Source organism: Fibrobacter sp. UBA2449, from assembly GCF_002342555.1.
Classification (GTDB): Bacteria; Fibrobacterota; Fibrobacteria; order Fibrobacterales; family Fibrobacteraceae; genus Fibrobacter.
Genome location: NZ_DDQF01000010.1, coordinates 196,719 through 222,648 on the forward strand (window position 1 = coordinate 196,719; position 25,930 = coordinate 222,648).

General features: G+C 45.2%; 26 protein-coding genes and 1 pseudogene. 10 read left to right on the top strand and 17 right to left on the bottom strand.

The window, feature by feature from the left end:
- The first annotated feature begins 1 nt into the window (after window position 1).
- Window positions 2-874: a glycosyltransferase family 2 protein gene (locus B4B27_RS06795; RefSeq protein ID WP_290724972.1), complete on the top strand. Its 873-nt coding sequence runs from the start codon at window positions 2-4 to the stop codon at window positions 872-874.
- Here the strand turns inward: B4B27_RS06795 and B4B27_RS06800 are convergent.
- The 8 genes from B4B27_RS06800 to B4B27_RS06830 form a co-directional block, all read right to left on the bottom strand.
- Window positions 846-1,697: a glycosyltransferase gene (locus B4B27_RS06800; RefSeq protein ID WP_290724974.1), complete on the bottom strand. Its 852-nt coding sequence runs from the start codon at window positions 1,695-1,697 to the stop codon at window positions 846-848. The two genes, B4B27_RS06795 and B4B27_RS06800, sit on opposite strands and share 29 nt — an antisense overlap.
- Window position 1,698: 1 nt before the next feature.
- Window positions 1,699-2,658: a glycosyltransferase family 2 protein gene (locus tag B4B27_RS06805; RefSeq protein ID WP_290724976.1), complete on the bottom strand. Its 960-nt coding sequence runs from the start codon at window positions 2,656-2,658 to the stop codon at window positions 1,699-1,701.
- The gene (locus B4B27_RS06810) at window positions 2,655-3,611 is read right to left on the bottom strand and encodes a glycosyltransferase family 2 protein (RefSeq protein WP_290724978.1); all 957 of its coding nucleotides are present in this window, start codon (window positions 3,609-3,611) and stop codon (window positions 2,655-2,657) included. Before B4B27_RS06810 ends, B4B27_RS06805 begins: the two co-directional genes overlap by 4 nt.
- A gap of 32 nt (window positions 3,612-3,643) precedes the next feature.
- Complete coding sequence (locus B4B27_RS06815) at window positions 3,644-4,558, bottom strand: glycosyltransferase family 92 protein (RefSeq protein ID WP_290724980.1); 915 nt, start codon at window positions 4,556-4,558, stop codon at window positions 3,644-3,646.
- 66 nt (window positions 4,559-4,624) lie between these two features.
- Window positions 4,625-5,506 carry a glycosyltransferase domain-containing protein gene (locus tag B4B27_RS06820; protein ID WP_290724982.1) on the bottom strand — a complete coding sequence of 294 codons (882 nt, stop codon included), beginning with the start codon at window positions 5,504-5,506 and terminating at the stop codon, window positions 4,625-4,627.
- Between the two features lie 130 nt (window positions 5,507-5,636).
- Entirely contained in the window at window positions 5,637-6,569 is a 933-nt protein-coding gene (locus B4B27_RS14680) for an acyltransferase (protein WP_414654300.1), read from the bottom strand.
- Window positions 6,547-7,104 carry an acyltransferase gene (locus B4B27_RS06825; RefSeq protein WP_290724984.1) on the bottom strand — a complete coding sequence of 186 codons (558 nt, stop codon included), beginning with the start codon at window positions 7,102-7,104 and terminating at the stop codon, window positions 6,547-6,549. The genes B4B27_RS14680 and B4B27_RS06825 overlap by 23 nt, the downstream gene beginning before the upstream one ends.
- 1 nt (window position 7,105) lies before the next feature.
- Window positions 7,106-8,389 (bottom strand): ABC transporter ATP-binding protein, encoded by a 1,284-nt coding sequence (locus tag B4B27_RS06830; RefSeq protein ID WP_290724986.1) that lies wholly within the window; start codon window positions 8,387-8,389, stop codon window positions 7,106-7,108.
- A gap of 263 nt (window positions 8,390-8,652) precedes the next feature.
- Between B4B27_RS06830 and B4B27_RS06835 the strand changes: the two genes are divergently transcribed.
- On the top strand, window positions 8,653-9,525 hold the full coding sequence (locus B4B27_RS06835; protein ID WP_290724988.1) for a virulence RhuM family protein: 873 nt from the start codon (window positions 8,653-8,655) through the stop codon (window positions 9,523-9,525).
- A 376-nt stretch (window positions 9,526-9,901) separates the two neighbouring features.
- Complete coding sequence (locus B4B27_RS06840; protein ID WP_290724990.1) at window positions 9,902-10,243, top strand: hypothetical protein; 342 nt, start codon at window positions 9,902-9,904, stop codon at window positions 10,241-10,243.
- A 56-nt stretch (window positions 10,244-10,299) separates the two neighbouring features.
- On the opposite strand, the gene B4B27_RS06845 is transcribed toward B4B27_RS06840, so the two are convergent.
- The gene (locus B4B27_RS06845) at window positions 10,300-12,171 is read right to left on the bottom strand and encodes a P-loop NTPase fold protein (RefSeq protein WP_290724992.1); all 1,872 of its coding nucleotides are present in this window, start codon (window positions 12,169-12,171) and stop codon (window positions 10,300-10,302) included.
- A gap of 477 nt (window positions 12,172-12,648) precedes the next feature.
- Window positions 12,649-13,023: pseudogene (locus tag B4B27_RS06850) on the bottom strand (ATP-binding cassette domain-containing protein); the annotation flags it as partial.
- A 274-nt stretch (window positions 13,024-13,297) separates the two neighbouring features.
- Between B4B27_RS06850 and B4B27_RS06855 the strand changes: the two are divergent.
- Window positions 13,298-14,689: an AAA family ATPase gene (locus B4B27_RS06855; protein ID WP_173381211.1), complete on the top strand. Its 1,392-nt coding sequence runs from the start codon at window positions 13,298-13,300 to the stop codon at window positions 14,687-14,689.
- A complete protein-coding gene (locus B4B27_RS06860) occupies window positions 14,682-15,374 on the top strand; it encodes a hypothetical protein (RefSeq protein ID WP_173381212.1) in 693 nt (230 codons plus the stop codon). Before B4B27_RS06855 ends, B4B27_RS06860 begins: the two co-directional genes overlap by 8 nt.
- A gap of 221 nt (window positions 15,375-15,595) precedes the next feature.
- Here the strand turns inward: B4B27_RS06860 and B4B27_RS06865 are convergent, their stop codons facing one another.
- From B4B27_RS06865 to B4B27_RS06875, 3 genes are all read right to left on the bottom strand, one after another.
- Entirely contained in the window at window positions 15,596-15,754 is a 159-nt protein-coding gene (locus B4B27_RS06865) for a hypothetical protein (RefSeq protein WP_290724997.1), read from the bottom strand.
- 6 nt (window positions 15,755-15,760) lie between these two features.
- Complete coding sequence (locus B4B27_RS06870; protein WP_290724999.1) at window positions 15,761-16,210, bottom strand: ATPase; 450 nt, start codon at window positions 16,208-16,210, stop codon at window positions 15,761-15,763.
- A gap of 96 nt (window positions 16,211-16,306) precedes the next feature.
- Window positions 16,307-16,486 (bottom strand): hypothetical protein, encoded by a 180-nt coding sequence (locus B4B27_RS06875; protein ID WP_073113589.1) that lies wholly within the window; start codon window positions 16,484-16,486, stop codon window positions 16,307-16,309.
- A gap of 356 nt (window positions 16,487-16,842) precedes the next feature.
- Here B4B27_RS06875 and B4B27_RS06880 point away from each other — a divergent pair, with 356 nt between their 5' ends.
- The 4 genes from B4B27_RS06880 (at window position 16,843) to B4B27_RS06895 (ending at window position 20,192) form a co-directional block, all read left to right on the top strand.
- The gene (locus B4B27_RS06880; RefSeq protein ID WP_290725002.1) at window positions 16,843-17,427 is read left to right on the top strand and encodes a type IV toxin-antitoxin system AbiEi family antitoxin domain-containing protein; all 585 of its coding nucleotides are present in this window, start codon (window positions 16,843-16,845) and stop codon (window positions 17,425-17,427) included.
- Entirely contained in the window at window positions 17,424-18,251 is an 828-nt protein-coding gene (locus B4B27_RS06885) for a nucleotidyl transferase AbiEii/AbiGii toxin family protein (protein ID WP_290725003.1), read from the top strand. The genes B4B27_RS06880 and B4B27_RS06885 overlap by 4 nt, the downstream gene beginning before the upstream one ends.
- Window positions 18,252-18,594: 343 nt before the next feature.
- The gene (locus tag B4B27_RS06890; RefSeq protein WP_073113587.1) at window positions 18,595-18,900 is read left to right on the top strand and encodes a helix-turn-helix domain-containing protein; all 306 of its coding nucleotides are present in this window, start codon (window positions 18,595-18,597) and stop codon (window positions 18,898-18,900) included.
- Window positions 18,897-20,192: a type II toxin-antitoxin system HipA family toxin gene (locus B4B27_RS06895; RefSeq protein WP_290725004.1), complete on the top strand. Its 1,296-nt coding sequence runs from the start codon at window positions 18,897-18,899 to the stop codon at window positions 20,190-20,192. The genes B4B27_RS06890 and B4B27_RS06895 overlap by 4 nt, the downstream gene beginning before the upstream one ends.
- Here the strand turns inward: B4B27_RS06895 and B4B27_RS06900 are convergent.
- From B4B27_RS06900 to B4B27_RS06915, 4 genes are read right to left on the bottom strand one after another with little or no spacing between them, the layout of a single operon-like run.
- Window positions 20,176-21,036, bottom strand: a complete 861-nt coding sequence (locus B4B27_RS06900; protein ID WP_290725005.1) for an ABC transporter permease — start codon at window positions 21,034-21,036, stop codon at window positions 20,176-20,178. The genes B4B27_RS06895 and B4B27_RS06900 overlap by 17 nt on opposite strands.
- 9 nt (window positions 21,037-21,045) lie before the next feature.
- A complete protein-coding gene (locus B4B27_RS06905; protein ID WP_290725007.1) occupies window positions 21,046-21,966 on the bottom strand; it encodes a glycosyltransferase family 2 protein in 921 nt (306 codons plus the stop codon).
- A complete protein-coding gene (locus B4B27_RS06910; RefSeq protein WP_290725009.1) occupies window positions 21,967-23,106 on the bottom strand; it encodes a Gfo/Idh/MocA family protein in 1,140 nt (379 codons plus the stop codon).
- Between the two features lie 14 nt (window positions 23,107-23,120).
- Window positions 23,121-24,320, bottom strand: coding sequence for an ATP-grasp domain-containing protein (locus B4B27_RS06915; protein WP_290725011.1), 1,200 nt, complete (start codon window positions 24,318-24,320; stop codon window positions 23,121-23,123).
- Between the two features lie 52 nt (window positions 24,321-24,372).
- On the opposite strand from B4B27_RS06915, the gene rffA reads away from it, so the two are divergent.
- Window positions 24,373-25,512, top strand: a complete 1,140-nt coding sequence (rffA, locus tag B4B27_RS06920; RefSeq protein ID WP_290725013.1) for a dTDP-4-amino-4,6-dideoxygalactose transaminase — start codon at window positions 24,373-24,375, stop codon at window positions 25,510-25,512.
- Window positions 25,513-25,930 lie beyond the last annotated feature (418 nt).

Sequence of the window (25,930 nt, forward strand, 5' to 3'; positions counted from 1 at the left end):
TATGTCCATTCCCAAGATAATCCATTACGCATTTGTAATCCTCCATTATGGTGACGCAACCGTCACCATGGAGGCTATCGAATCGATTCGCTCCCTAGATAGGGGCGGGCGTAACTTGTCCGTGATAGTCGTGGACAATGCATCGCCAAATGGAACTGGAGAACAGGTCAAGAAACAGATTGAATCTTTACCGGATTTCTACTACATCCACAATGAAGAAAATCTCGGATTCGCAAGGGGCAACAATGTCGGCTTTAAATATGCAAAGAATGAACTGAAGGCAGACTTTATTGTCTTGATGAACAACGATGCCGTAATTGAATCTGCAGATTTCTTTGCGCTAGTAGAACAGGATTATTCAAGCGAAAAGTTTGCCGTGCTAGGGCCCAGTATCCGTACGCCTGTGGGGAAAGAACAGAATCCTCTTAGGCTGAAAATGCTTCGTGGCTTTAGATTGAAGTTGACGAGGGCTTATTTATGGATGGATCTGCTGGCCTCGTTCCTGTTCATTTCACCGGCATTTTCCAGCTTGCTGAAAAAAAATCCTCGGAGTGTGTCAACACAAGAACGTTCTGCCATGAATAATGTGGAAGTTCATGGGAGCTTTTTGATTTTCTCTCCAGAATACATTGGACAATTCGACGGTCTTGATGACAGAACGTTCATGTACTGCGAAGAAGAATTCTTGTTTGCAAGGTGCATATTCAATAACTTGAAAACTAGGTTTAATCCTACAATTCGAATTTTTCACAACGAAGTGGAAAATCGAAAGGCGAGTATTCTGCAACAACGAAAGAAAAGGCTTTTCAGAGTAAAGAACTGCCTAAAAAGTCTAAAAATATATTCTAGGGATTTTGATGGGAAGACATCCTGAAAAATAGCCCTTCTTTGAATCCTTTCGCTATCGCTTTTATTTTTCTGATCCGTTTCTTTTCGAATAATACGGCTTTAGTGTCGCAGAAGATGGTGAAAAGGAACAGCCAAAGAGAAAATGCTGAAATCGGATGCTTGCGGAGGAATATAACTCTGTCCCGCGTCTGTTTTTCAAGCCTGAACGGGGAATAATTGTAAAGAAAGAAAGGACCAATCCGACTGATGTTACCGAGGCTGATGTGCAGTTTGGCTGAATTTACCCGCAAGACCTTAAAATCGAGTTTGCGTATTTTTTCAAAGAAATCAAAATCAACGCAGTCGATGAATAGGTCCTCATCGAAGCGCAATTGTACAGGAAGCGCTTTTAGGTTTAGGAGCATTCCTGAGTTGATTGACCTTAAAACGGATTCTGTTTCACCTTTGGTTCTTGTGGAATAGGAATCGTTGTAGTTTTTATTACTATGCACAAGAAGAGGAACGAGGCATATAGAGTTGTCAGAAATGTTTTTCCGGTATTCCGTTAAGAAATTGTCATCAAAAACAGAGTCTTGATCGAGAATGAGTAAATAGTCAAAGCCATTTTTAAGTCCATATTGAATTGCTCGATTGTAGTTGATGGGGAGACCTTGATTCTGACTGTTGAAAAAGGCTTTTATGTTTTGTGCGAATGATTTGTTCTTGATTTCTTCTTGGTTGTTTGAATTGTTGTCAAATAAAAGAACAGCGTCAACTTGTCTTGAAATTTTATCAAGGTTTTTTGTAAGGGATGAAATGTCTGGGTTGAATGTGACAATGGTGGCGAGTATTCTGAAGGCTTGACCCATGTTATATTTTTATCCCCTTTATTGCTAGAGCAAGAAGACGATAGGTAAAAGTCATAAAGTTTCGTTTGAATGAGAGTTGAATGACGTTGTAATTTTTGAAATAATGGACAAATCTCCAAATGTAGTCGTTATTATTTAACAAGGACAAATAAAATCTTTTTGCATTTTGGATTAGATTTAAGGATGTCGATGATGGATTTCTCTTTTCAAATTCCTTTAGTAAGAGAATGCTGTCTTGATATGAAGAAGTCCAAGTGTCTCTTTTTTTGAAGAATAGAAGAATGGCCTCTTTTAAACCGAATTTGCCGCATTTAGAAGCGTTCGCTTCGTGGCGCCGGTATTGTAGAATGGTCTTGTCAATATATTTGCACCCACCATGTTCGCAAGCCGTCAATGCAAACCACCAATCATGAAATTTTGCGGATTCTGGGATTGGAAGAGCCTTCTCTAATAGGCTTCGGCGAATCATGCAAGCTGCGCCTTGGACGATGTTCCCGTATAATTCGTGTTTGTAAAAGAATTCGTTGTTTGTTGGCAGAATGTGGGCGGGAATGAAATCCCGCATGGTGACGTTCATTGGGAATCCGTTTTCGTCAATCATTTGTGCGTTTGCACAGATACAATCGTAGTTTTCTATTTCTCGATAAAGGGTCTCAATGTGGTCGGGCGCCCAAATATCGTCTTGATCGCAGAAAACTATGAATTCTCCACTACAAATAGATGTGATTTTTTCAAAATTTTTTTTGAATCCTAGATTTGTTGTATTTTCGTGTATCTTTAAACGAGAATCATTTTTTTTGAATTCATTTAAGATTTCAAAGGTTTTGTCTGTGGATTTGTCATCGCAAGCCACTAATTCCCAATCTTCAAAAGTTTGTTGTAGTATTGAATCTAATTGTTTGGCTATGAATTTTTCACCATTGTATGTAGCCATTGCAATGGAAATAGAAGGGTGTTTCATAGAAATGATCCAGGATTTCTGCCGAGTTTGACGTATACATAGCTTTTTATAAGCCATAATAGATACATGCAATCAATATACAATCTTGATATTGCGGGGCTCAAAATTTCCTTCCGCCATGCATATGATGCCTGCTGAAAAAGAATAGGGTCGAATTTGTAGATGTTCGGATATTTCTTTTTAAATGTGATGTAGAATACCGCAATGCAATGTCTTTGGAAAAATGTCAGTTTCTTTTTTTTTTGGAGATATTGGAGAATTTTTAGATGTTCTTTATAAGCGTTACCGGAAAGATTATTTTTATTTGACGCCCTATTGCCAAATTGTCTAAAGTGATTGAGAATTTTTGTTGTGTAGAAAACATCTCCACGCCAAGAAAGCTCTATCCAAAAAAGCCAATCTCCGCAACCAAAGAAAGTTTGGTAGTCAGGATTGATTTCAGAAATCAAGCTTTTTTTGAATAATACACAACTTGCGTTGCAGATAGAATTGTGTGTAGCCATATACTGGCTGAAGAATTTGTCCCCTTTGATAAAACAATCCTTTGAAAATATGTCGCTATTTTTATTTAACGTCGGTGAAAACCAGTGAGAATTGCAGAATGCAAGAGAGAGTGTCTTATGAGAATCTAGTATGGGAAGCAGTGTCTCTAAAAAATTTAATTCAGCCCAATCATCGCTTTCGGCAATCCATATATATTCCCCTTTAGCGAGGTTGAATCCCTTGGCCCATTGTTTAAACGGAGAACCGCTATTGCGCTCATTATATACAATGTGGCTTACGAGAGGATTGCTTCGGTATTCTTCTATGACGTCCCTACTGTTATCGGAACTGCAATCGTCGAGAATAATGACTTCAAAATCCCTAAAAGTTTGAAAAAAAATGGAATCTAATCGCTGCTTAAGAAAGTGCGCATGGTTGTAGTTAGGGACAATGACGGAGACTTTAGGCATAAGGAGACTCTATTTATTAACCTGTTGAAAATTTATGAATACGTGTCTTCAATTTTTTCTTGCAGAATGCTTAATAATGGGGGCGGAGGGCAGTGAGTTAGCATTCCTTCGTCAAAAGAGTAATCGCTTTTGTTTACGTTTCTTGTGGAACCGTTGTCTGCGCGCCCTCGTGCTATTTTTTTTAGATATTCTTCTTTGGATTTAGAAAAATAATGATTGATTTGAATTTTTTTTGTTGAATTTTCTGTGAGTGGTCCCGATATTTTCTTGAAGGATTCTGTTACTAGATAGTGATTTCTTCGGAAAGAAAACCTTATTTCAGGTATATGTGGAGAATGAAAACAGCGAATATGCAGAGTTTTTACGATGCTTTTGATATGCCTATTTGGACCATAATCTTTGGGGTTTAAATAGCATTGTGTGTAATTGGATATAACAAAGCCCTTGTTTGGTGTGGAATTGTGATTGTTGCTGTCAAAAGAAATCCAGTTAATACCGATGCCGGAAAAATTTTCATATAAAGCTAAGAATTCTGAAAGCATTTGCTGTGTATGAATATTTATAAATTCATCTGCATCAAGAAAGGCCATCCATTTAACTCTTTTACGATTTCTCTTAGTGGAGTCCTCGTAACAAGGCATTTGCATTTTTGTTCCTTTGACATATGCGTAGGATGCGATTCCTTGATTTATGTAAGGATCAAGAAAATCTCTTAAACCATCATTAGATTCATTGTCGTAAATAAAAAAATGCTCTATTCCAATCAGACGATGATACTCTATCCATTCACGCATATACTTCTTCTCGTTTTTTACAATAATGGTGGCGGCAATATTGAATTTTTTATGAGGACAAGCGCATTCTATGGATAGATTTAATTTTTGACAATGTCTAGTGATTGATTTTAAAATTGTTAATAAAGCTTTAAAATAAGATTTGAGTGGCATTTGAATCCTCAAGGATTTATGTGGTGAATGAAAGATGCGCATGAAATAGAACCTATAGAAAATTTATTAGTGACGTGTTTTTATTGCACGATACAATCTTATTGCGTATGTTGCAATTCTGTATTTTTTTTCATAAATAGACATCCACAAATTAGAATGTCTTTTTTTTATGATTTTAAAGAAGATTTTTTCTATTTTTTCCCGTTTTTCTGGAAATATACTGCAGTAGTACTGCATCCATGAAAAAGTGATGTTGATAGACGAGCTTCTTGGAAGATTGTTCGCGTGTGAATTGTAGTTAAAATGTATGGAATTGCGGGCTGACTGATTCTGGGGTAACAGAGGGGTGCATGAAATGTGTAGTTTCCATAAAACGTAATTGAAAGACAATTGATCCCGGCGAGAAAATTTTTCAATATAATTCCACCATAAATAGTCAAGTTCTTTTGCTGCGGAAGATGTGTGATTCCTAAAAATAATGTTTGTTTCGTGTAGGCTGTTGTTGTAAGGATAATTGTCTTTTTGTAAAATTTTTGACCATTTTAATAAAGTCTTTATATTTTCGTTCCGGCAAAGAAAAACGACAAACATCTCCTTGTATATACAAGTTCTGATAGGATGGATGATAGAAGAAACCAGTGCTTTGTTTAGAAAAAGGTCTTTGGTGCGATGGTAAATATAATTTGTCGCAATTTGGATATTTGCGTCCATCCAAACACTGAAATCATATCCTGGCAATAACCTCTCGGGATGAGTCTTTACCCATCTTGCGATTTTTATTTGATCCTCATTGTAGTAATCTATTTTTCGAATTTGCCAAACTCCAACTTTATCTTCTTTTATATCGTTCGAAAATAATATGTAGTCAAATGAATTATCTACAACAAGTGGCTGTAGAATTTTGTCGTAATTGCCGACAACGGCTGTGTAAATTACGTGCCTGTTCATTTTTCCAAAAACTTTTTGTAGAAAAGATTATAAATCTTCTCACCAAGTAACCAAATGGGGATTAGTGATTTGTTAAAGATTATGCAGCCGGCCATTATAATAAGAGCGCTAGCAGCGGTGTAGGAGAAAACTAAACTTTGCATAATCCAATTCCTCCGGAAAACTCATAGAAACTATGTGAAAATGTTTTTTGTGAAATTTTTTCTATAGTTGGCAGTATTATAAGATTGTGTACGGTTGGTTGGCAGTGAATCAAATATACGGCGAATACCGATTTTGCTAGGTTGTTGACGAGTTTAGAGTTCAAATGTAATTGACTGAAAAGAACGAACACTAACGATGCGTTGATGATTAGTAATGGACTGCAATATGGCATTGATATCGACCATAAAAAAGTCCCTGCTGTTGTATTTCTGTTGTGATAGAGTAAAAGAAAAAAAATGGTTGCATTTAGAACAAGGATGCAAGAAATAATTGCAATTTTGGGTATGTTTTCCCATTTGTTTTTGTAGTTGTGAATCGTATTGCCTAGGAGATATAGAAACATAAAGTTTGTGATGTTTTTCCCGTCGTTTAGACTAGGGTCTCCTTGTGTAGTCCCGAAATATAGGCATATAATACTCATAGCTGCTAAAACAATGTTTATTTTAGATTGATGAGTGTTTTTTAGAAAAGTGTTTAGTATGGGTGAAATCAAATAAAGGAATAGGTAAGTTCGAATAAACCAGTAGGGTGTATTTGTGATAAACATTAATGTTTTGACTAAATTTCCGCCACCAGTTGCGCATTGCATTAATTCTAATGGTAAGTATAGTATGGCGGTTATGGCAAGTAATATAGAAAATCCCTTTATTGATGGTTTAATACCCCAATAGCCACTTATCAGTACAAATAGAATAACGCCAATATGTAACGAGGGAAGGGTGGCTTCAAGAAAAGAATCGTATTTTGCCGAATGCGGAATAAGATAGAGGTAGTATGATATTAAATGATACCATACTATCAAGAACATTGCAACGAGCCGAAGCAATTCATGTGCGCTATTTCGTGGTTCTTCTGCCATTTCCTTTGAAAAGTCTCGTTAAATACTCTTTTTTTTCTTCATATGGTAGCGAAACCATGTAAAGAAAGTCTTTTTGGTGTTTCTTTAGATATTCGTCTAATGAACAAATGACTTTGCAGGGGTTTCCTGCCGCAACTACGTTATTTGGGATGTCCTGGTTGACGAGGCTGCATGCGCCGATTATTGAGTTGTTCCCTATTTTTACATTGGGTAAAATAGTGGTTCGTGCGCCAATGAAACAGTTGCTGCCAATTTCTATGGTCCCGTATATTACCGTTTCGGGATTGCCGTCTGGTAAATTGCGGATGACTCTTGTTGCAGCGTCATGTGTGATGAATGCGACTTCAAAACTGATGGTTGTGTTATCGCCTATGGATATCAGGTATGGTTCTGAAGAGGTGTGTGGCAATGATATAATGCTGACATTATTGCCGACGTTGACGCCTCGATTGCGGAGAGTGTTGACGTAATCTTCAACACTGGTGTTGGGTGCCAATAATATTTTTTCAATGATTTTTTTTATTTGCTTGAACATGTTATTCTATTTTTATGTCGGCATCTCTATAGTTTGAGTTTCCCCAACCTTTTTGCCATATTGCAATGGGAATATTCTCTTTTACGTTGATTACATTTAGGGATAAAGCATGTGTGATGACATCGTAATCTCGTAAACCATATTCAATTTCTTTGAGCCCTATGTTGAATCCTACGTGGTATATTCCTCTAGCTAGGTTGTGATTCTTTAATGTCAAATAGATTGTGAAAGAATCTTTCTCCTTTGGGATGTCATATACTTGAGAAACAAATGAACCTACTCGTTGATCTTCGTGATTGTCAATCATTAGGCCGATAGTAAATTTTTTTATTGTTGAATCATTCTTTTTTATTTTTACGTAAAAATTAAGGGGCTCTTCGGTCGCAAGATGCTCAATGTCGTTAAAGATGCCAACTTCAGTAAATTCTAGTTCTTTATTTGTTGGGTTGGGCCTGTGAGATGCTGAAATGTTAGTTGATTGCGAAAAAATTGTTTTGTAGGTATGTGTATAAAAATCTACCGCTTCTTCCACCCCGCCATCAAACGCGACTTGTCCCTGATTCAGAACAATTCCGCGCTTACACAAATTCTTCACCGCGCCCATGTTATGGCTCACGAACAGCACGGTCCTGCCTTCGCCGCGGCTTACGTCCTGCATCTTGCCGATGGCCTTTTTCTGAAATTCGGCGTCGCCCACGGCGAGCACTTCGTCCACCACCAATATTTCGGGTTCTAGGTGCGCGGCGATAGCGAACCCGAGGCGTACGGTCATGCCGCTGCTGTAGCGTTTCACGGGGGTGTCCAGGTAGCGTTCGCAGCCGCTGAAGTCCACGATTTCGTCGAGCTTGCGGGTAATCTCGGCGCGGCTCATGCCCATGATGGCGCCGTTCATGTAGATGTTTTCGCGGCCGGTCATCTCGGGGTGGAATCCGGTGCCCACTTCGAGGAGGCTCGCGATGCGGCCCCGTGCGCGGATGGTGCCGGTGGTGGGGGCGGTCACGCGGCTCAGCAGCTTGAGGAGCGTGCTCTTGCCGGCGCCGTTACGCCCGATGATGCCCACGACGTCGCCCTGTTCCACCTTGAAGTTGATGTCCTTCAGGGCCCACACGTATTCGCTTGCGCCCTTGTGCGCGCGGTCGTTCACTTCGCCCACCTTGAGGTAGGGGTCCTCGCGGCGCAGCACCTTGGTCTGCCAGAACCTGTTCAGGTCGTGGCTGAGCGTCCCGGTGCTCACTAGCCCTAGGCGGTACTGCTTGCTGATGTTCTCGAACTCGATCGCGGTCATCTTGTTGAGTAATATAGATTAAAAGAGGGTGCTGGGAGAGAGGTTTGCAAAAAATGCGCGTAAAACGCGCATTTTTCGCTGTCCCGGCAGGTCCCTTAAAATGGTGTTATTGGTGCCGACCCTGGGATTGAAAAAAAATTGTCTCTGAGCTATTGACAAATAGGTTGTGAAAAGGTATATTTAGTGCACAAGTGAGTAGTTTTGCTCACGAAAACCGACTGAAGACCCGCAATTTCAAGCTTGTTTGCGGGAAGGAGCGAAAGATGAAGAAAAAAGAGGCGTTGCCGGTTGCCGAGAAGAACGAGATCATCGTGTACCAGCCGGAGGGCGGAGAATTCCACATCGAGGTTCGGGTCGAAAATGAGACCGTCTGGCTCACGCAGGCGCAGATGGCGGAGCTGTTTTCTAAAAGTATTTCTGTTATTTCACGGCATATTGCCAATGTTTTTGCAGAACACGAACTGGAAGAGAAAAGCAATTTGCATTTTTTGCAAATTGCAAATTCGGACAAACCGGTCAAACTTTTCAGTCTTGACGTCATCATTTCAGTCGGTTACAGGGTTAAATCTTTTCAAGGAACGCAATTCCGTCGTTGGGCAAACCAGGTTCTAAAAGAGCATTTGCTTAAGGGGTTTAGCGTCAACCAGAGGCTCGTTTCGCACGAAAATAGGCTGGAAAATCTTGATTCCCGGGTCATTTATCTCGAAAAACAGGTGGATTTCTTCGTGAAGGCGAATCTTCCGCCAAGCGAGGGGCTGTTGCCCGCGCATGCGCATTGGAGCGGTTACGAATTTGCTGTGCAGCTGGTGCGTTCCGCAAAAAAAGATCTCGTTATTATCGATCCGTATGCCAACGACATGGTTTTGTCTCTTATGGCAAAACGTGCCGAAGGGGTAAATGCGACTATCTATTCAGCTAGAATCACGCATGCCATGAGGGAGGAAGAGACCCGTCTGAACAAGCAATTCCCGACGGTTCGTTTGGAAAATATGCGAGAGGTCCACGACCGTTTCGTTATCGTCGATGATGTGGTTTATCACGTGGGAGCATCGTTCAAGGACCTCGGGAACCAAATGACGGCGTTCTCGGTGCTGAATTTTGTTACCAAGGAACAGGTGCTCGCGATGGTGAAGTGATGGCCTCGCTAAACACCTAGTGGGCAAGTATTTGCCCAAACACTGCACCCGTGCCCATTCCCATTGCGATGCCAGTTTCGAGAACGCCCCCGACGTGGTGTATATGAAGGTCGTGCCAACCAGGGCAATGTATTTAAAGATGTTTGTCTTTTTTTGGGGGGGGTGTTTTTTTTACAAAAAAAATATTTCACCCCTAGAGGGCGGTTAACCCCTTACATATATAGGCGAAAAAAATAATCGTTAAAATTCGCGTAAAAACGGCGTATGGTGATGCTGGCAAATGTAAACTTTGGTCGGGAATGGTCCTGTTTTAGATTTGGATTTCATAAAGGGGCTATGTATTTTTTTACGGTCGAACGTTTAACAAGGAGCGATTATGCTTATACAAGATGGTAAAATCAGAAAAATTCATGCCATTTCCGAGGCAAAAGTACAGGAAATCAAGCATTTCTTTCAAGGAGCAATCCGCTGTCACGATAAGGTTGCGGTCGGCGAATGGTTTTCTTTGCGAGATTTGATGGGCGGAGAAAACTTTGACTGGAACGGGACGCCTTTGCAGGAATTGTTTGAGGCTTATCGAGGCAGAAGTGATGCTCTCAAGATGGCGGCAAAGAGTGCTGGATGGCTTCTGAAAGCCGCCATAAAAGATGACCCGTATCGCCGTTATGAAACGAAAAAGGAGGCTTTTACCCGAAAGTACCGTTGGGTTAAGGAATAAAACGACTGACAAGAGAAAACGGCAGGCAAAGCCTGCCGTTTTCTGTATCTGATTTCTCATTTGCATTCAAATGGTATCCAGTCAATGTCCTCAATTTTTTGCAAAAGGTTTTTGTGCGTGTCAGTTTTTATGGGTATCTTTTGAAGAAACCCCTTTAATTCATCGCGCTGTATGGCTTTTTCCATATTCTTTAACAACTCGACATACTCTTCTGGTGTATATTCTTTCCCGTGTTCTCCGTATATGTCATGGATCGTAAAGTCTATGCTGTTAAAAGGAGATAAAATCTTTTGGATTAACTCTGTTCTTTGTTCTTTTTCAAGATGCTTTAGCAAAACTATTTGATATGGTTCGATTTTTCCGGAGTCAAATTGCATTGATTGAACCGTTCTAAAATATAGATCTCGCCACAGCTTCTTTTGTCGTTCGTCAGGCAGAGGAATGTCTCCCAATTCATCTAGTGAAACTATTGGATCTTTTAAGAGTGCAAAATAATTGAGAGCATCTTCCAAGATGTCTTTGAAGAAAGGAGCTTGGCTTATGTCGATTAGTTCTTTTTGATTGTGTTGTTCGAGTGCCTTATAAAGGGCTTGTTTATAAATTACAGAAATGGCATTTTCTGGTGGAACCTGGTAGACAAGTGCGGTAATGTAATCGTAGTATTTAGGGTCGTGCTCATATATAGATTGAAGATTATTATTCAAGCATTTCATATCTAGAGGCCTGTTTAATAAATCATCTTTTTTCAAATTGAAAATAGCAATGTACCGCTCAGGAATGTCTCTAAAGGTTCTTTTAAGTAGTACGCATTCGTTTATAAACCTTATGATTGAACGAGGGATTGGATTTGAAGAATCAGACAAAATATCGTATGCTTGGATAACATATTCATATTCAATGGGATTAAATTCATTTTCGAAAGCCTCTTTCCATTTCTTTTCAAAAAATTTCTTCCAGTCGACAAGGACTGGTGCAGCAACGCGAAATACGATGTCAAAAGTTTTGTCTATATAATCATTTCCTCTAGAGTTATCGTTCTTTACAGAGAAAGCGTCTTGAATGTGTTTTCTATCAAAAGTGACGATATAGGATATATTGTTGTAATCGTGATTCTCTGCAAAAAAAGTGTGAATGGATGACCACAAACGTTCTACTTTTTGCTTCGGTAGTCGATCCATGTTATCGAAGAAAATAATCAGGTGTTTGCCAATCAAAACTTTTGATATGTCGTGCAGTAAAATCCTAAAATCTAAAACGGATGGGTTCTTTTCGTGAATAAATTCTCTTTCTGTTGATTCTATGCTTTTCCCTTTGTAGGAATAAATAAATTCCGCAAAGCCTCTTTTGAAGCCCTTTCTTATTACGAAAATCAGTAAGGCTAAGAGAACTATTGCTGACGGAATCCATGGCGCGATATTTGCCCCAATTGAGCCGTCTGAAATATTTCCACAAACTGGACTGATGATTAAGGCTAGTACACATAGAGCAAAACCTAGACTGATGCTCGGAATTTGCCTTCGAGTGGTTTCCGTGAATGTGCCTGTTATATTCTTTACCCGTTCTTTCCAATTGCGGTCATGCTTCTCTTCTGTACTGTTCACTATGACTTTGTTTTCGACAAGATCGTTTACCAATTCCTCCAATATTGCTTTTCGTTGCAAATCCTCTTGGTGTCCCCAAACATCGTATGTAAAGAAATGAAATTTTTTCGATTCGTATTTTTCGTCTAGTTTCTTTTTTACTATTTCAACAAGATTGCTTTTCCCGGAACCCCAAGAACCTTCAATGCCTATCATTTGATGGTGTAAATCTGGATCTCTCTGGTTTGCGTTTCGTTCCAACTGCTTGACAATTGCATCGGCGATTAACTCTTGGGATTTGCCTTCGAAAAGGTCTTTTCCTAGTGGCGCATTGCTTAATAATTTCATAATTAATCTCGTTGTCTTTGGGCTTAACTAAACTGCCGTTATCTTTATGAAAATATATTCTTTATTCGATTGGTTGTTTCGAACTGTTCGTCAAAAAATAAAGGAAGATTCTTTGCGCCAGCATTTGCGTTAGGGGTGGATGCCGCGGAGCGGTGGCAGTTTTACTGCTTGACTTTCGCCTCAGCAATGCTCAAACAAGTTTGAACGCTGCGTTCGGCTCTGGGTCAATCGGAGGGCCGCTTGTCAACAGCGCTCGGCCCTCTGAATCCTTCGTCTTCACTCAGGACAGGCTCGAAAATCGCCATGCGAGGCGGCGATTTTGTACCGCGACGGCCCGGCCCCGGCTTGCCGGGGAAACGCCCTGGAAATTTAAGATAATTCGGGATGGCCGGTCATTTGACGCCTACAGCGTCTGTGGCTGCGGCTCGGTCATGTCGGTACGCGAGCGTCCCGCCGCGACACTCGCCTTGCACACTACTCCGGGTGGAATCCGGTGCCCACTTCGAGGAGGCTCGCGATGCGGCCCCGTGCACGGATGGTCCCGGTGGTGGGGGCGGTCACGCGGCTCAGCAGCTTGAGGAGCGTGCTCTTGCCGGCGCCATTACGCCCGATTATTCCCACGACGTCGCCCTGTTCCACCTTGAAGTTGATGTCCTTGAGGGCCCACACGTATTCGCTTGCGCCCTTGTGCGCGCGGTCGTTGACTTCGCCCACCTTGAGGTAGGGGTCCTCGCGGCGCAGCACCTTGGTCTGCCAGAACCTGTTCAGGTCGTGGCTGAGCGTCCCGGTGCTCACTAGCCCCAGGCGGTACTGCTTGCTGATGTTCTCGAAAACCCTATGAGCGAGTGTCACGGCCAAGCTTGCTTGGACATGACCGAGCGATGAGGGTTTCTGCAACTCGATGGCGGTCATCTCGTTGAGTAATATAGATTAAAAGGGACTGCTGGGAGAGAGGTTTGCAAAAAATGCGCGAAAAACGCGCATTTTTTGCTGTCCCGGCAGGTCCCTTATAAAATTGGTATTGCGAAGATTTACCTTGATTTTTGTAAAAACGTATTTTTTATTACGAAATACGTGATTTTTGTTGAAAATTTTGTATATTATAGTATGCAACTGGTGATTTTTTATGAAAAACAGCAAAATTCGCATACTATCCCTTTCCATTGAACATCTAAAGAATGTCCAGTATGGAAGTTTTGACTTTCAGCAAGATGTTTTACCTGCGAAGGCTTTTGATCAGTCGTCCGTTATTGGCTTCTATGGGCAGAACGGGTCCGGCAAGACTACCGTGATCCAGGCGTTGGGTCTGTTCAAACAGATTGCTATGGGGCAACCCCTGTGGACCGATATGGAAAAGTGCATAAATCTCGATAGCAACAAGGCAACCATATCTATAAAATTTTTAATAAAGTTCGACGACGGAAAATCCTATCACGTCCTTTATTCAGGCACTATTGCGAAGAGAGCTACTTACAAGGTAGGTTGCGCGTTTGCTGCGGAGAAACTTTCTGTCGCGTCAGAAGTTGCAGGGAAAATCCCTGGACGGATGACGAATTTATTCTCGTACGAATTGAATTTTGATGACAAACCAAACTTTACGCCGAAAGCTCGCTACGACAGCATTGTAAAAGGTCAGGAGAAAAAGATCCAGGCGTCTGTTGCAATGAGAATTTCCCAGGAGAAAAAAACGTCCTTGTTGTTTTCGCCAGATTTCTTTGCTTTGCTGAAAGATTCGGAAGAAACGGAAATGATTGAGATTGTGCAGGCTATCAATAGTTACGCAAATTTTAATCTTTTTACGATAACGGGGGTGCATTCTGGTCTTATTAGTATGGATGCCGTGATACCTCTGTCCGTAAAGTACCGGCATAAGGATGCTACCGCCATAGGCGATATCCCTATCGGACAACAGGGACCAATAACGGTAAACGAGCAAATTTTTGATTTGACCGAAAGCGTGTTGGCGTCGATGGCGGATGTCCTTGGCGCCTTGGTCCCGGGTTTATCTATTGAGCCGATGATATACGGACGAGAGCTTATGAACGATGGCTCCATGGGTGTTCGATACGAACTGGTTTCTGTTCGTCAGGACAAACGGCTCCCGATTAGATATGAATCCGAAGGCGTTCGCAAGATTTTATCTGTTTTAAATCTTATCATCGCCATGTATAACAATGATTCTTTTTGTGTGGCAATAGATGAACTTGATGCGGGGGTTTTCGAAGTACTGCTTGGAGATTTGCTGAAGGTCATAATGGAAAGCGGGAAGGGGCAGCTTGTGTTCACTTCACACAATCTGCGTCCGCTAGAAATTTTGGACAAACAGAACATTGTTTTCACGACGACCAATCCCGAAAACAGGTACATCCATTTGAAGAATATTCGCCCGACGAATAATCTTAGGGATTGCTACATTCGTGCGCTAAATATTGGCGGGCAAGATGAGCCCCTGGCTACAGAAACGAAATTCCATCTTATTCGTCGCGCATTGAGAAATTCTGGGGTTAAGGATGGCTAACATTAAGAAAAAGGTATTGCTGTTCTTGGTTGAAGGAATTTCGGATGAAATTTCTTTTGAAGGCTTGTGGGAATCATTTTTTGAGAATAATGAGGTGCGGGTCTACGTCCTTCGCTGCGATATTACCACGCAAGATTTTTCATCGCCAGCAACCATCTTGTCAAAACTCAAGCAACCCATAGATAGGTTTCTTAATTCGACAAAATTAAAGAAGGATGATATTCAGAAAATAGTGCATCTTATAGATACGGATGGTGCGTTTGTCCCTGAAAGTTGCGTAGAACAAAAAAGTGGCGACGAGCAGATTTGTTACACAGACGAAAAAATATTGACATCGAATCCTGATGGGATCAAGCAGCGAAATGCTCGAAAGACGGCTGTGGTGAAAAGATTGTTTTCAACTACGCAAATTTATAAGGGAATCCCGTACGAGATTTATTACTTGTCGCGAAACTTGGAACACGTTTTGCATAACAAGGCCGAAAGTTTGTCTGATGCCGAAAAGAAAGATTTGTCAAATAAGTTTGACGAAATGTATGCGGGGCGTCTTTCTGACTTTCTCGCTTTTATAAGCAGTTCAGATTTTGCGGTGAAGATGGATTATAGGGATTCCTGGAATTTTATCATGGAATCAACAAATTCGTTGCATCGCCATAGCAACATTCATTTGCTGTTTGAACACTGAAAATAGAGATGCTCAAAGACGAACTTTGGGCAATTTTTTGTAGTTGCTTTTAGGGTAGTTTTTCCTGATTTCGTGTTAGGCGGCGATTTTGTACCGCGGCAACCCGGCCCCGGCTTGCCGGGGAAACGCCCTCTTTGGTCTGCCAGTAGCCCGAAGGCGAGTGCAGCAAGAAAGAACTTGTTCTTTCTTATTGCCGAGCCGAGGAGCGGACGCCGTAGGCGTCAAAACCTGTTCAGGTCGTGGCTGAGCGTCCCGGTGCTCACTAGCCCCAGGCGGTACTGCTTGCTGATGTTCTCGAAAACCCTATGAGCGAGTGTCACGGCCAAGCTTGCGTGGGCATGACCGAGCGATGAGGGTTTCTGCAACTCGATGGCGGTCATCTTGTACTAAGGGACCCAATTGGGACAGCGTTCTGCCTTAAAAATACATTTCCCAGATTCAAAACGAGCTACGCGCTGAAAGACGTTTGTGTTGTCGAATATCTCGACAACATCACAGATTTTTACTGCTGTTTTTAGGTTCTGAATAGATTCTTTGAATCGGCGCTCTATATCCTCATCGGGAATGCCGTGCCCGCCCTTAAGAACTCGACTCTTGACACGTTCCTTGGCAAGGTTTGCAGACTCTATGCCAACGTAATACATTTCAACGAAATAGCCTAGCTCTTTTGCTTTTTGAATATTTTGCCAAACTGATTGTCCGCAGAGAGTGACTTCCTGGTTGAATGATATTCCCGTTTTGAAATATTCAGAGATTTTAGAGATTGCGATTTTGCCGGCTTTGAATATGTCTGCTTGATTTCTCCATGAGCCAAATTCGCGGACGATTTCGTCCATATTGACACGAGGCATGTCTAGGAACATGTCGTTCGTTTGATACAGGGTTGATTTCCCCACCCCGTTACATCCTGCGAATAATATATATCGTTTCATCTAGAATCGGTTATCTTCGATAACTTTCTTTTGTTTTTGTTTTAGGATAAGATCGGTTGCCATGCGGAAAAAATCGGCTTCTTCAGGGTCTTTGGCCGATGAGATGATGTCAAAGGATTCGTCAAAATTGATTCTTTGACATTGCGTGTAGAGTTGATGTAGCGCTTCTTTGTTTGACATATAGACCTCTTTTGATAATATAGATTAAAAGTCGCCGAGTGGCGAACCGATGCGGGCGATATAGCCGAATTAGGTCATTTTTAGTCGGATTCGTCACCGTTTAGAAAAATTTTTTCTTTAAGTATTGACAATGATGGTTCCTAGAACTATATTTGATAGTGAACAAATGTTCTAGTGCTCAAATTTTCAAAATACTGCGGTTTCACGCCTGTCCGCAGGGAGGTGAAGATGAAGAAATGTAAGGATATTTATGCTTTCTCTATTTTATTTTCGGAAAAGACGACGTCGAACTTGACCGAGAGTGAACTTTTATGTATATTTTAAATAACAGAGTCTACATAAATGTTCGAATATCTATGAACGATTGCGCAAAAATCATAGAAATGGCCGGTGAGAACAACGGCATGGTCACGGCATCGTCCGTCTCCAAGGCGGGGCTTCAGCGTCGCGCATTGGCAGAATGTGTGGCGGCCGGAAGGCTGAGCAAAGGTGCTCGGGGTGTCTATTTTTTGTCCGGCCAACTCGAAGACGAATTTGCCATTTGGCAACATACCTACTCGCAAGGGATTTTTTCTGGAAGCACTGCCCTATATCTTCTGAAAAAAACGGACCGTATTCCGTATTCGCTTTATATGACTTTTCCCAAAGGTTACAACGTAAGCGCGGCCAAGCAAAACGGAATAAAATGCAAGATTGTTGTTGCCGAACGCTATGACCTAGGCGTACAAGACGTTCTTTCTCCTTATGGCAATGTGGTCCGTTGCTATAATATCGAGCGGACTCTATGTGACATTGTCCGTGGAGATGACGTTCAATCAATGAACCATGCCTTCAAGGAATACGCTCGAAGTGACGCGAAAGATATTGCGTTACTCATGCACTATGCAAGGATTCTTCATGTAGAAAAGCGTGTTCGTAATTATATGGAGATTCTGCTGTGAGTTTTTCTAATGCCGCTAAACTAAAAGCCGCCATAAAGAAAATTGCTTGTGAATCTGGCGTAACGGCTCAGGGTGTTTTGCAAAAATATGTCTTGGAACGATTCCTGTGCCGACTAGCAAAGTCCGACTATCGCACAAACTTCATCCTGAAAGGTGGCTTCCTGACATCCTCGCTTGTTGGCGTTGCAAAAAGAACGACGATGGATATTGATGCGACGGCTACTGGGTTCAGCGTCGATCCGTCAACGCTAAAAGAGACTTTGTTGTCTATATGCTCAGTCGATTTGCAAGACGGATTTTCATTTTCGTTTGATAGAATCGAAAGCATTCGCGAAACGGATTCCTATCCCGGATTGCGGGCGTATATGATGGCTTCGTTTTCTCCGATGACGGTTCCTTTTTATGTTGATGTTACGACAGGGGATGCGATTACGCCTAAGCCAGTCCTTCAGTTATTTTGGTCAATGTTTGATGATGGAGATTACGAACTGTTGTCGTATAATCTGGAAACGTTACTGGCAGAAAAGTTGGACGCCGTGCTTTCTAGAGGTGTTTTAAACACTCGCTCAAGAGATTTTTATGATATTGATTTGTTGTGGAATAGGTATAAAAAGAATATTGATAAGAATGTTCTTGAAAGTGCATTGCGCAATACGATGGCTAGTCGCAATAATTTGAAGTTGCTTGATAGATTTGAGGAAATTGTGGAAGAGATAAAATCCGATGAGAGTATGAAGCAGCGTTGGGGGAACTACCAAAGGGAATATGTCTTTGCAGCAGGAAGAACTTTTTCTGAGGTGTGCAGAAGTGCTTTGAAAAATTGAGTCTAACAACGGATTGTTTAAACAATTCTTGGGGGACATCTTGAGAGTCATCTTGAGGGACAGGTCGCCAAATAGTCTGCCCTTCGGGATGCTGTCCATCACTAATATTTCGGGTTCCGGCCACGGCCGAGCGATGAGGATTTCTGCAACTCGATCGCGGTTTTGTATTTTGCCGATATACTTTGCGATGTTCCTTTAAAGGGGGCGAATTCGACCCTTTTTGGGTTAAACCCCTAGAAATAGATGGGTTTGCAATGTATATAACTATCATAAAAAGCGTTTTTATCACTATTTTTTTTGATAATCATTCTTTTTGTGATGATTATTATATATATTTCTAACCATGTGGAACGAAATGTCGACACCCTCCATTTTGAGGGAAATGGGAGCAAGGCTCAAGGAATACCGTCTGCGCAAAGGGCTCATGCAGTCCGAACTGGCGGAGTCCGCCAGCGTAGGCGTAGGAACAATCGCCAAGATGGAACGCGGGGGTGCCGTATCCGTACAAATCTTGTTAAGCGTGTTGCGTTCTCTTGGAATGCTCGAGAATATAGAACAACTTCTGCCTGAGCCCCCCGTAAGCCCCCTTTTGTTGCGCAAGTTACAAGGCGGCAAGATTCGGCGCATCAAACGGAGTAAGGCCAAATGAGCGAACTTGTCGTAAATGTACACTTGTGGGATAAGCCTGTCGGAGCGTTATCGTGGGATGCTTCGCGGGGTATTGCCTATTTTGAATATGAGCCCAATTTTGTCCGCAATCCGTTGCCGGTGTCCCCGATAAAGATGCCTGTGACGAAGGGCGTTTTCTCTTTTGCCGAGAACAGGAACAACTGCTTTCGCGGCCTCCCTGGCTTCATTGCGGATTCACTTCCAGATAAGTTCGGCGACCAGATTATCTCGGAATGGTTCCAGACTATGGGTCACCCGCTAGAGACGGTGACTCCGCTGGAACGCCTGTGCTATGTCGGCAAGCGTTCTATGGGGGCACTGGAGTTCGAGCCCTGTTTGTCTACGCCGGGGCTTGACAAATCTACGGAGATTCTTGTAGATGATCTCGTAATGCTGGCCGAGAGCGTTTTTCGGGATCGTGAAAAATTTCGGGAAAAGCTTGTCCAACAGGACAAGACATTGTACGATATTTTGCGAGTTGGAACTTCTGCTGGTGGCGCAAAACCAAAAGCGATAATTGCCTATAACGAATCTACGGGTGAGGTGCGCAGTGGCCAGGTTCCAGCGCCAAAAGGATTCGGCTATTGGCTGCTCAAGTTCGACGGCGTAAGTTACAGCGAACACGACAGCATTACTGAAATTCCTCGCGGAATAGGCAACGTTGAATACGCCTACTATAAGATGGCTTTACGAGCCGGAATCCGCATGAGCGAGAGTCGCATTCTTGAAGATAGCAGTGGTTGCCACTTTATGACCAAGCGTTTTGATCGCACAGAAGACGGTTCCAAGCTGCATATGCAAACGCTTGCCGCCTTAGCCCACTTGGACCGAGACACTCGTCATTCTTATGAGGACGCCTTTGCTGTAATGCGCAAACTCGGACTCGACGCCAAGGCAGACGAAGACGTATTCCGTTGCATGGTGTTCAATGTGTTGACAAAAAATAATGATGACCACACCAAGAACATTTCCTTTTTGATGGATGAAGCCGGAACCTGGAAATTGGCTCCCGCATATGACCTGTGCTACGCTAATAATCCGAGGAGTCGCTGGATAAGTCGCCACCAGATGTCGGTGAATATGAAACAAGAGAATATCACCCGCGAAGACCTAAAAGCGGTGGCGGAACGCGTCGGAATCCGCAAGTACGCGGGAATCATAGACCAAGTCGAAAACGCGGTCGCTTGTTGGAACGAGATTGCGAAGGACTGTGGTGTTCGCGAGAACCATCGCGAAGAGATTGCGCGGGAATTGCTTACACCGTGTCCATGAACGTGCGCTGTATCTTGTTGAATACGACAATGCCGAGCGCAAGGATGAAGACGGCGAAGCCTGCGGTGTAGCCGAGGGCTGCCCAGCTGAATTCGCCTACGCCGAGCATGCCGAACTTGAACGTTTCCATGATGCTGGTGAGCGGGTTTGCCTGCATGAGCATTTTGAGGCGCGGGTCTTCGATGGTGCTGAGCGGGTAAATTACGGGGGTCGCGTACATCCAAAGCTGCACAATGAAACTCAGCAAGAATGTGAGGTCGCGGTACTTGGTGGTGAGGCTGCTGAACAGCACGCCGAATCCGAGGGCGAGCGCGGCGATGAGTGCTATGAGCACGGGCGTGAGCAGTGCGTACAAATTAGGGTGCACAGGCGCGTCAGTAAAAATCAGGTAGTACGCAAATACCAGGAAAAACAGCCCCATCTGGATGCTGAGTCGCACGAGGTTGCTCGTGACGGTAGCGAGCGGCACCACGAGCCTCGGGAAATACACCTTGCCGAACATATTCGCGTTTTCGATGAAGGTTTTGCTCGTCTGGTTCAGGCATTCCGAAAAATAGGTCCACAGGCAAATGCCCGCGAGGTAAAAGAGCGGCTGCGGGAGCCCGTCGGTGCTGATTTTGGCGATGCCGCCGAACACGACCATGAACATGACGGTGGTCATGATGGGTTGAATGAAAAACCACAGCGGGCCGAGGATAGTTTGTTTGTACCACGTGACGATATCGCGCTTGACGAACATACGATACAAATCGCGGTACTGCCAAATTTCGCCGAAGTCAACCGAGAGCAGGCTCGATTTCGGCTTGATGACTGTGGTCCATTCAGTTGTCTGTGCCGCGGCCATTTGCTACCCTTAGAACGTCCGCTCGCGCACCACGTATTGCGGCGATTGGTTGATGCTGATGTAGATGCGGCCCACGTATTCGCCGATGAGCCCGAGCAATAGCATGATCATGCCGCCCACGAACAGCAGAGTGGCGAGCATGCTTGTGTAGCCTACGGGAATTTCGGGATTGAGGAATTTCTGGTAAACGACGTAGAGGCCTGCGACAAAGCCGACGAGGGCGCAGATAACGCCGATAAAGGTGGCTGCGCGCAGCGGCTTGACGGAGAATGCGGTAAAGCCGTTAATCCATAGCCCGATTAGGCCTGCGATGGTGTAGCCCGATTCGCCTTCGATGCGGCGGCGGTGACCGACGGCGACGTTCCCCAGGTTCTTGGTCGCTCGGAACACGAGCCCGCTGATATAGGCGAAGGGGTGGGGGTAGCGCACGATTTCATCGACGATGAACTTGCGCATAATGAAGAAACTGGTGGTGCGAAGCGTCTTGGGCTGGCCGATAATCGCTTCGGCCATTTTCTTGTTGACCCACGTGCCAAAGCGGCGGAAGAGGTGCTGCGCGGAGTGCTCGTAGTAGCCGTAAACAACGTCGTAGCCTTCTTCTAGTTTGTCTACAAGCTTGAAACTTTCGCTGGCGGGGGTCTGTCCGTCGTCATCGAGGCTGATGATGTAGTCGCCGGTGGCCTGCCCGTAGCCTGCCATAAGGGCGCAATGTTGCCCGAAGTTTTTCGCAAGGCAAATTCCCTTGATGTGGCTGTCGTTTGCGGCGAGGCGCTTGATGACTTGCCATACGCCGTCGGGGCTGCAGTCGTTCACCAGCACGATTTCGTAGTCGGTGCCGGGGCGCGTCGCGACGGTATCGCGGATTTCTTGCACCACGGTCTCGATGGTGTTTTCGCTGCGGTAACAGGGAATTACGAATGAGAGTTTCATCTAAAACCTCTGCTGGACGGATTCCCACTTGTTACTTTGTGCGGACTTCGCGGCGGCCTGCATCATGGCGAGACCTTCGAGCGAGGTCCTGATGCCGCAAACGTACTGGCTTGTAAAGCTTCCGGTTTCAAAGTATTGCTTGAGACAGTCGGCGATGTCCTTGTAGTAGTTTGCGAAGGCTTCGATAAAGCCTGCGGGGTGGCCCGCCTTGAAGCGGTTGTAGCGCTGCTGGTTCGCAATTTTCACGTCGCCGGTGCGGTCGCGCAGGCTCACGTTGCCCCGCAGGTCGCACGTTTTGAGCGTCTCGGGTTCCAGCTGGAACCATTCGGCACTGCCTTCGCTGCCGTACACGCGGATGCGCAGCCCGTTGCGGTTGCCGAGCGCCGTCTTGCTGAACCAGATTTGCGCGCGCACGTTGTTCGTGTATTGCACGAGCGCACCCACGTTGTCCACAATCTGCGGGAAGAGCCCGAAGGTGGTCTGGTCGGCCACGATGTGTTCGGGCCGTTCGCCGGTCAGGAAGTAAATCATGTTGTGCAGGTGGCTCCCGAGGTCGAGCGAAATCTTCGGGATTACGGTATCCTTGAGGCGCCAGGCCTGTGGCTTGGGCGGCTCGTTATGGGAACCCAGGCGCATGAAGCCTTCTTGCGGCATTTCTACCTGCACCTGCTGTATCTTGCCGAGCTTTCCGTCGGCGATAAACTGCTTGAGTTCGCGCACCATCGGGTAGCCGGTGTAGTTGTACGTGGTGCAGAAGAAGCCTTTCGTTTCGGCGACGGCCTTCGCGATGGCTTCGCCTTCTGCAACGCTCGTGGCGAGGGACTTCTCGCAAATCACGGGGAACCCCGCGTTCAGCGCGTCGATCACGATGTCCTTGTGATAGTCTGTCGGTGCGAGCACAACGACTGCGTCGAGCTTGCCCTTTTCGGCTTGCAAGAGTTCGCGGTAGTTTGCGTAGGTGCGGTCGGCAACGACGCCCCAGGTGCGTGCTGTTTCGCTGTTCGCTTCGGCGTGGGTGCTGAATGCGCCCGCTACGAGCTCAAAGTGCCCGTCCATCTGGCTTGCCGCCTTGTGGACTTCGCCGATGGCCGAGTTGATACCGCCACCGATAAACGCAATCTGGTAAGGTTCCTTTTTCATGCTTTTAATATAATTCATTCCACCACGATATGTGCAAGATTCGTCATGCGGGCGGTCTTGTTTTCCATCTCTTCGGGGCTCCGGAACTTGAAGAACACGATTCCCGCCTTGTAGGTGAGCCTGTCGGCGATGCGTTCGCCGGGCTTGTACCACAGGAATTTTTCGACGATGTTGCCTTGAATTTCGGGCGCAAAAGTGACGTCGCGGATAGTGCTGCCGTTTGCGATGTCGGGCCCTGCCATTATGCAGTGGCGCAGCCAGTAACCTTGCGTAGGCACATCGGCAATGCCGGAAATGTCCTCGCCGGTTTCGGCCATCACGATGAATTTCGGGTAGTCGATGCTTGTCGCGTACTTCACGAACTTGATGTACAAATCTCCAGGAGGGCGCCTGCATATCTCTATGATGACGGGCGTTCCGTCCGGCTTCTCGATGTATTGGATGTGCAGAATGCCGTCGACCAGGTGGAGTTCACGCGCAATGCGTTCGCTGTAGTCGCGGAGTTTCGCGAGAGTTTCGCTGCCCGATGTGCTCGGCGAGTTTGCTCCGCTCACTAGGTACTTGTTGACAAAGTATTGCTCGTTGTCCGAGAAGGCGAATGCGACCTTGCCTTTCACCAGCATGGCGGAAAATCCGTGGTTTGTGCCCTGAACGAATTCCTCGATCACGATGTGGTCTTGCCGTGTGCGGCTGCAGGCATCCTTGCACGCTTCACGTGCTTCTTCGGGGTTGGCTGCGCGGTGGATTCCCTTGCCGCCGGTGAGGTCGACCGGCTTTACAATAATTGGGAATGTGAGTTGCGCAATGGCGACTTCAAATTCGTCGGCGCTTCGAACAACAAGGGCACGCGGTGTCGGAATGCCGAGTCGTGAGGCAAGTGCGCGGTACTTGTCCTTGTGGTGAATTTCGAGGCTTGTCGTGTAACTGTCGTGCCCCGGCAAACCGAGCTTCTCGCAAACATACACTGTTGAAAGCAGCGCGAAGTCGTTGCATCCGGAACACACCGCCTGCACGCCCTCGGCGCGGGCCAGTTCTAACATGGCGTCCTTGTCGCTATAATTTGCAAACACAGTCTTGTCGGCGTAGGGGTGACCGAGGCCGTCGCGGTTGTTGCCCGTGGTTATCACGTACCAGCCCAGCGCCTGCGCGGCCTGGATTAGCGGGATTTCGGCGTGGCTGCCCCCGAGGAGCAGCATTTTCTTTTTGAAACTCATGGTATGGACAATATATCTTTTTTATGCCCGAAAAATATATATTTTCTGCATCATGAAGATCCCCTTCAACAAGCCGCCCTTCGTGGGGCTAGAACTTGACTACGTGAAGCAGGCCGTCGAGAGCGGCCGTATTTGCGGTGACGGTACCTACAACCTGCTGTGCCACGAGTGGCTCGAGAAGCACACCGGCACGGCGAAGGCGCTCCTTACCACGAGCTGCACGCATGCGCTCGAGATGTCGGCCAGGCTCTGCGACATCGGGCCCGGCGACGAGGTGATTATGCCCTCGTTCACGTTTGTCTCCACTGCCGACGCGTTTGTTTCGCAGGGAGCCAAGTGCGTGTTCGTGGACATCCGCCCCGATACGATGAACCTGGACGAGAACCTGGTCGAGGCGGCTATTACCGAGAAGACGAAGGCGATTGTGCCGGTGCACTACGCGGGCGTGGCCTGCGAGATGGACAAGATAAACGAGATTGCGAAACGCCATAATTTGTTCGTGGTGGAAGATGCCGCGCAGGGCATGATGGCCACCTACAAGGGCAAGGCGCTTGGTACGCTCGGGGACTTCGGCTGCTACAGCTACCACGAAACCAAGAACTACAGCATGGGCGAGGGCGGCGCGTTACTGATAAACGATAAAAAGTTCTGCGACCGTGCCGAGATTATCCGCGAGAAGGGTACCAACCGCTGCCAGTTCCACAGGGGCGAAGTCGACAAGTACACTTGGGTGGAACTAGGCTCCAGCTACTTGCCGAGCGAGCTCAATGCCGCATACCTCTATGCGGAACTGGAATGCGCCGACGAGATTTACGACAACCGCATGGCGAGCTGGAATATGTACCGCGAACTGCTTGCGCCGCTGGCCGCGAAAGGCCTGTTCGAACTGCCGTACATTCCGGAACATTGCAAGCACAATGCGCACATGTTCTACCTGAAGGTGGAAGATTTGCAGACGCGGACGGCACTCCTCAAGCACCTGGTGTACAACGGGATTCTTGCGGTGTTCCACTATGTGCCGCTGCATAGCTCGCCTGCGGGCCTGCGCTATGGCCGTTTTGCCGGCGAAGACAGGTTCACCACCCGCGAAAGCAATCGCCTGCTGCGTTTGCCCATGTTCTACGGTCTAAAAACCGAAGACATTGAATTTGTCTGCAAGAAAGTCGCGGAATTCTTCGGCGTTCAATTATAGGACTCTGTTTGTTGTAATCGCAAATAGTGAAATTACTATTACAGCACGGTTCTGCCTTCACCGCGGCCAAACTTGCTTGGACATAAAGGGGCTGCCGGGAGGGCTGTTCAAAAAATTGTCGCGAACCTATTGACAATGATGCCCTGAGAAATTATATTTAGTGCACAAGTGAGTAGACGATACTCGCGAAAAAAAATTGAAGACCCGCAATTTCAAGCCTGTTTGCGGGGAGGAGTGAATGATGAATGAAAAAGAGGCGTTGCTTGTCAAGAAGCCTAGAATTCCCCTTATAAGACCTGCTCAAGTCGCGGATGTAACATCATTCGCGGGGCAAAAAAGATTGAATTAAACTTGACAGGGATTTGTAAATTATGTATATTATAAATATAGAGATGAAGGTGCGGTTTGATACGGAGAA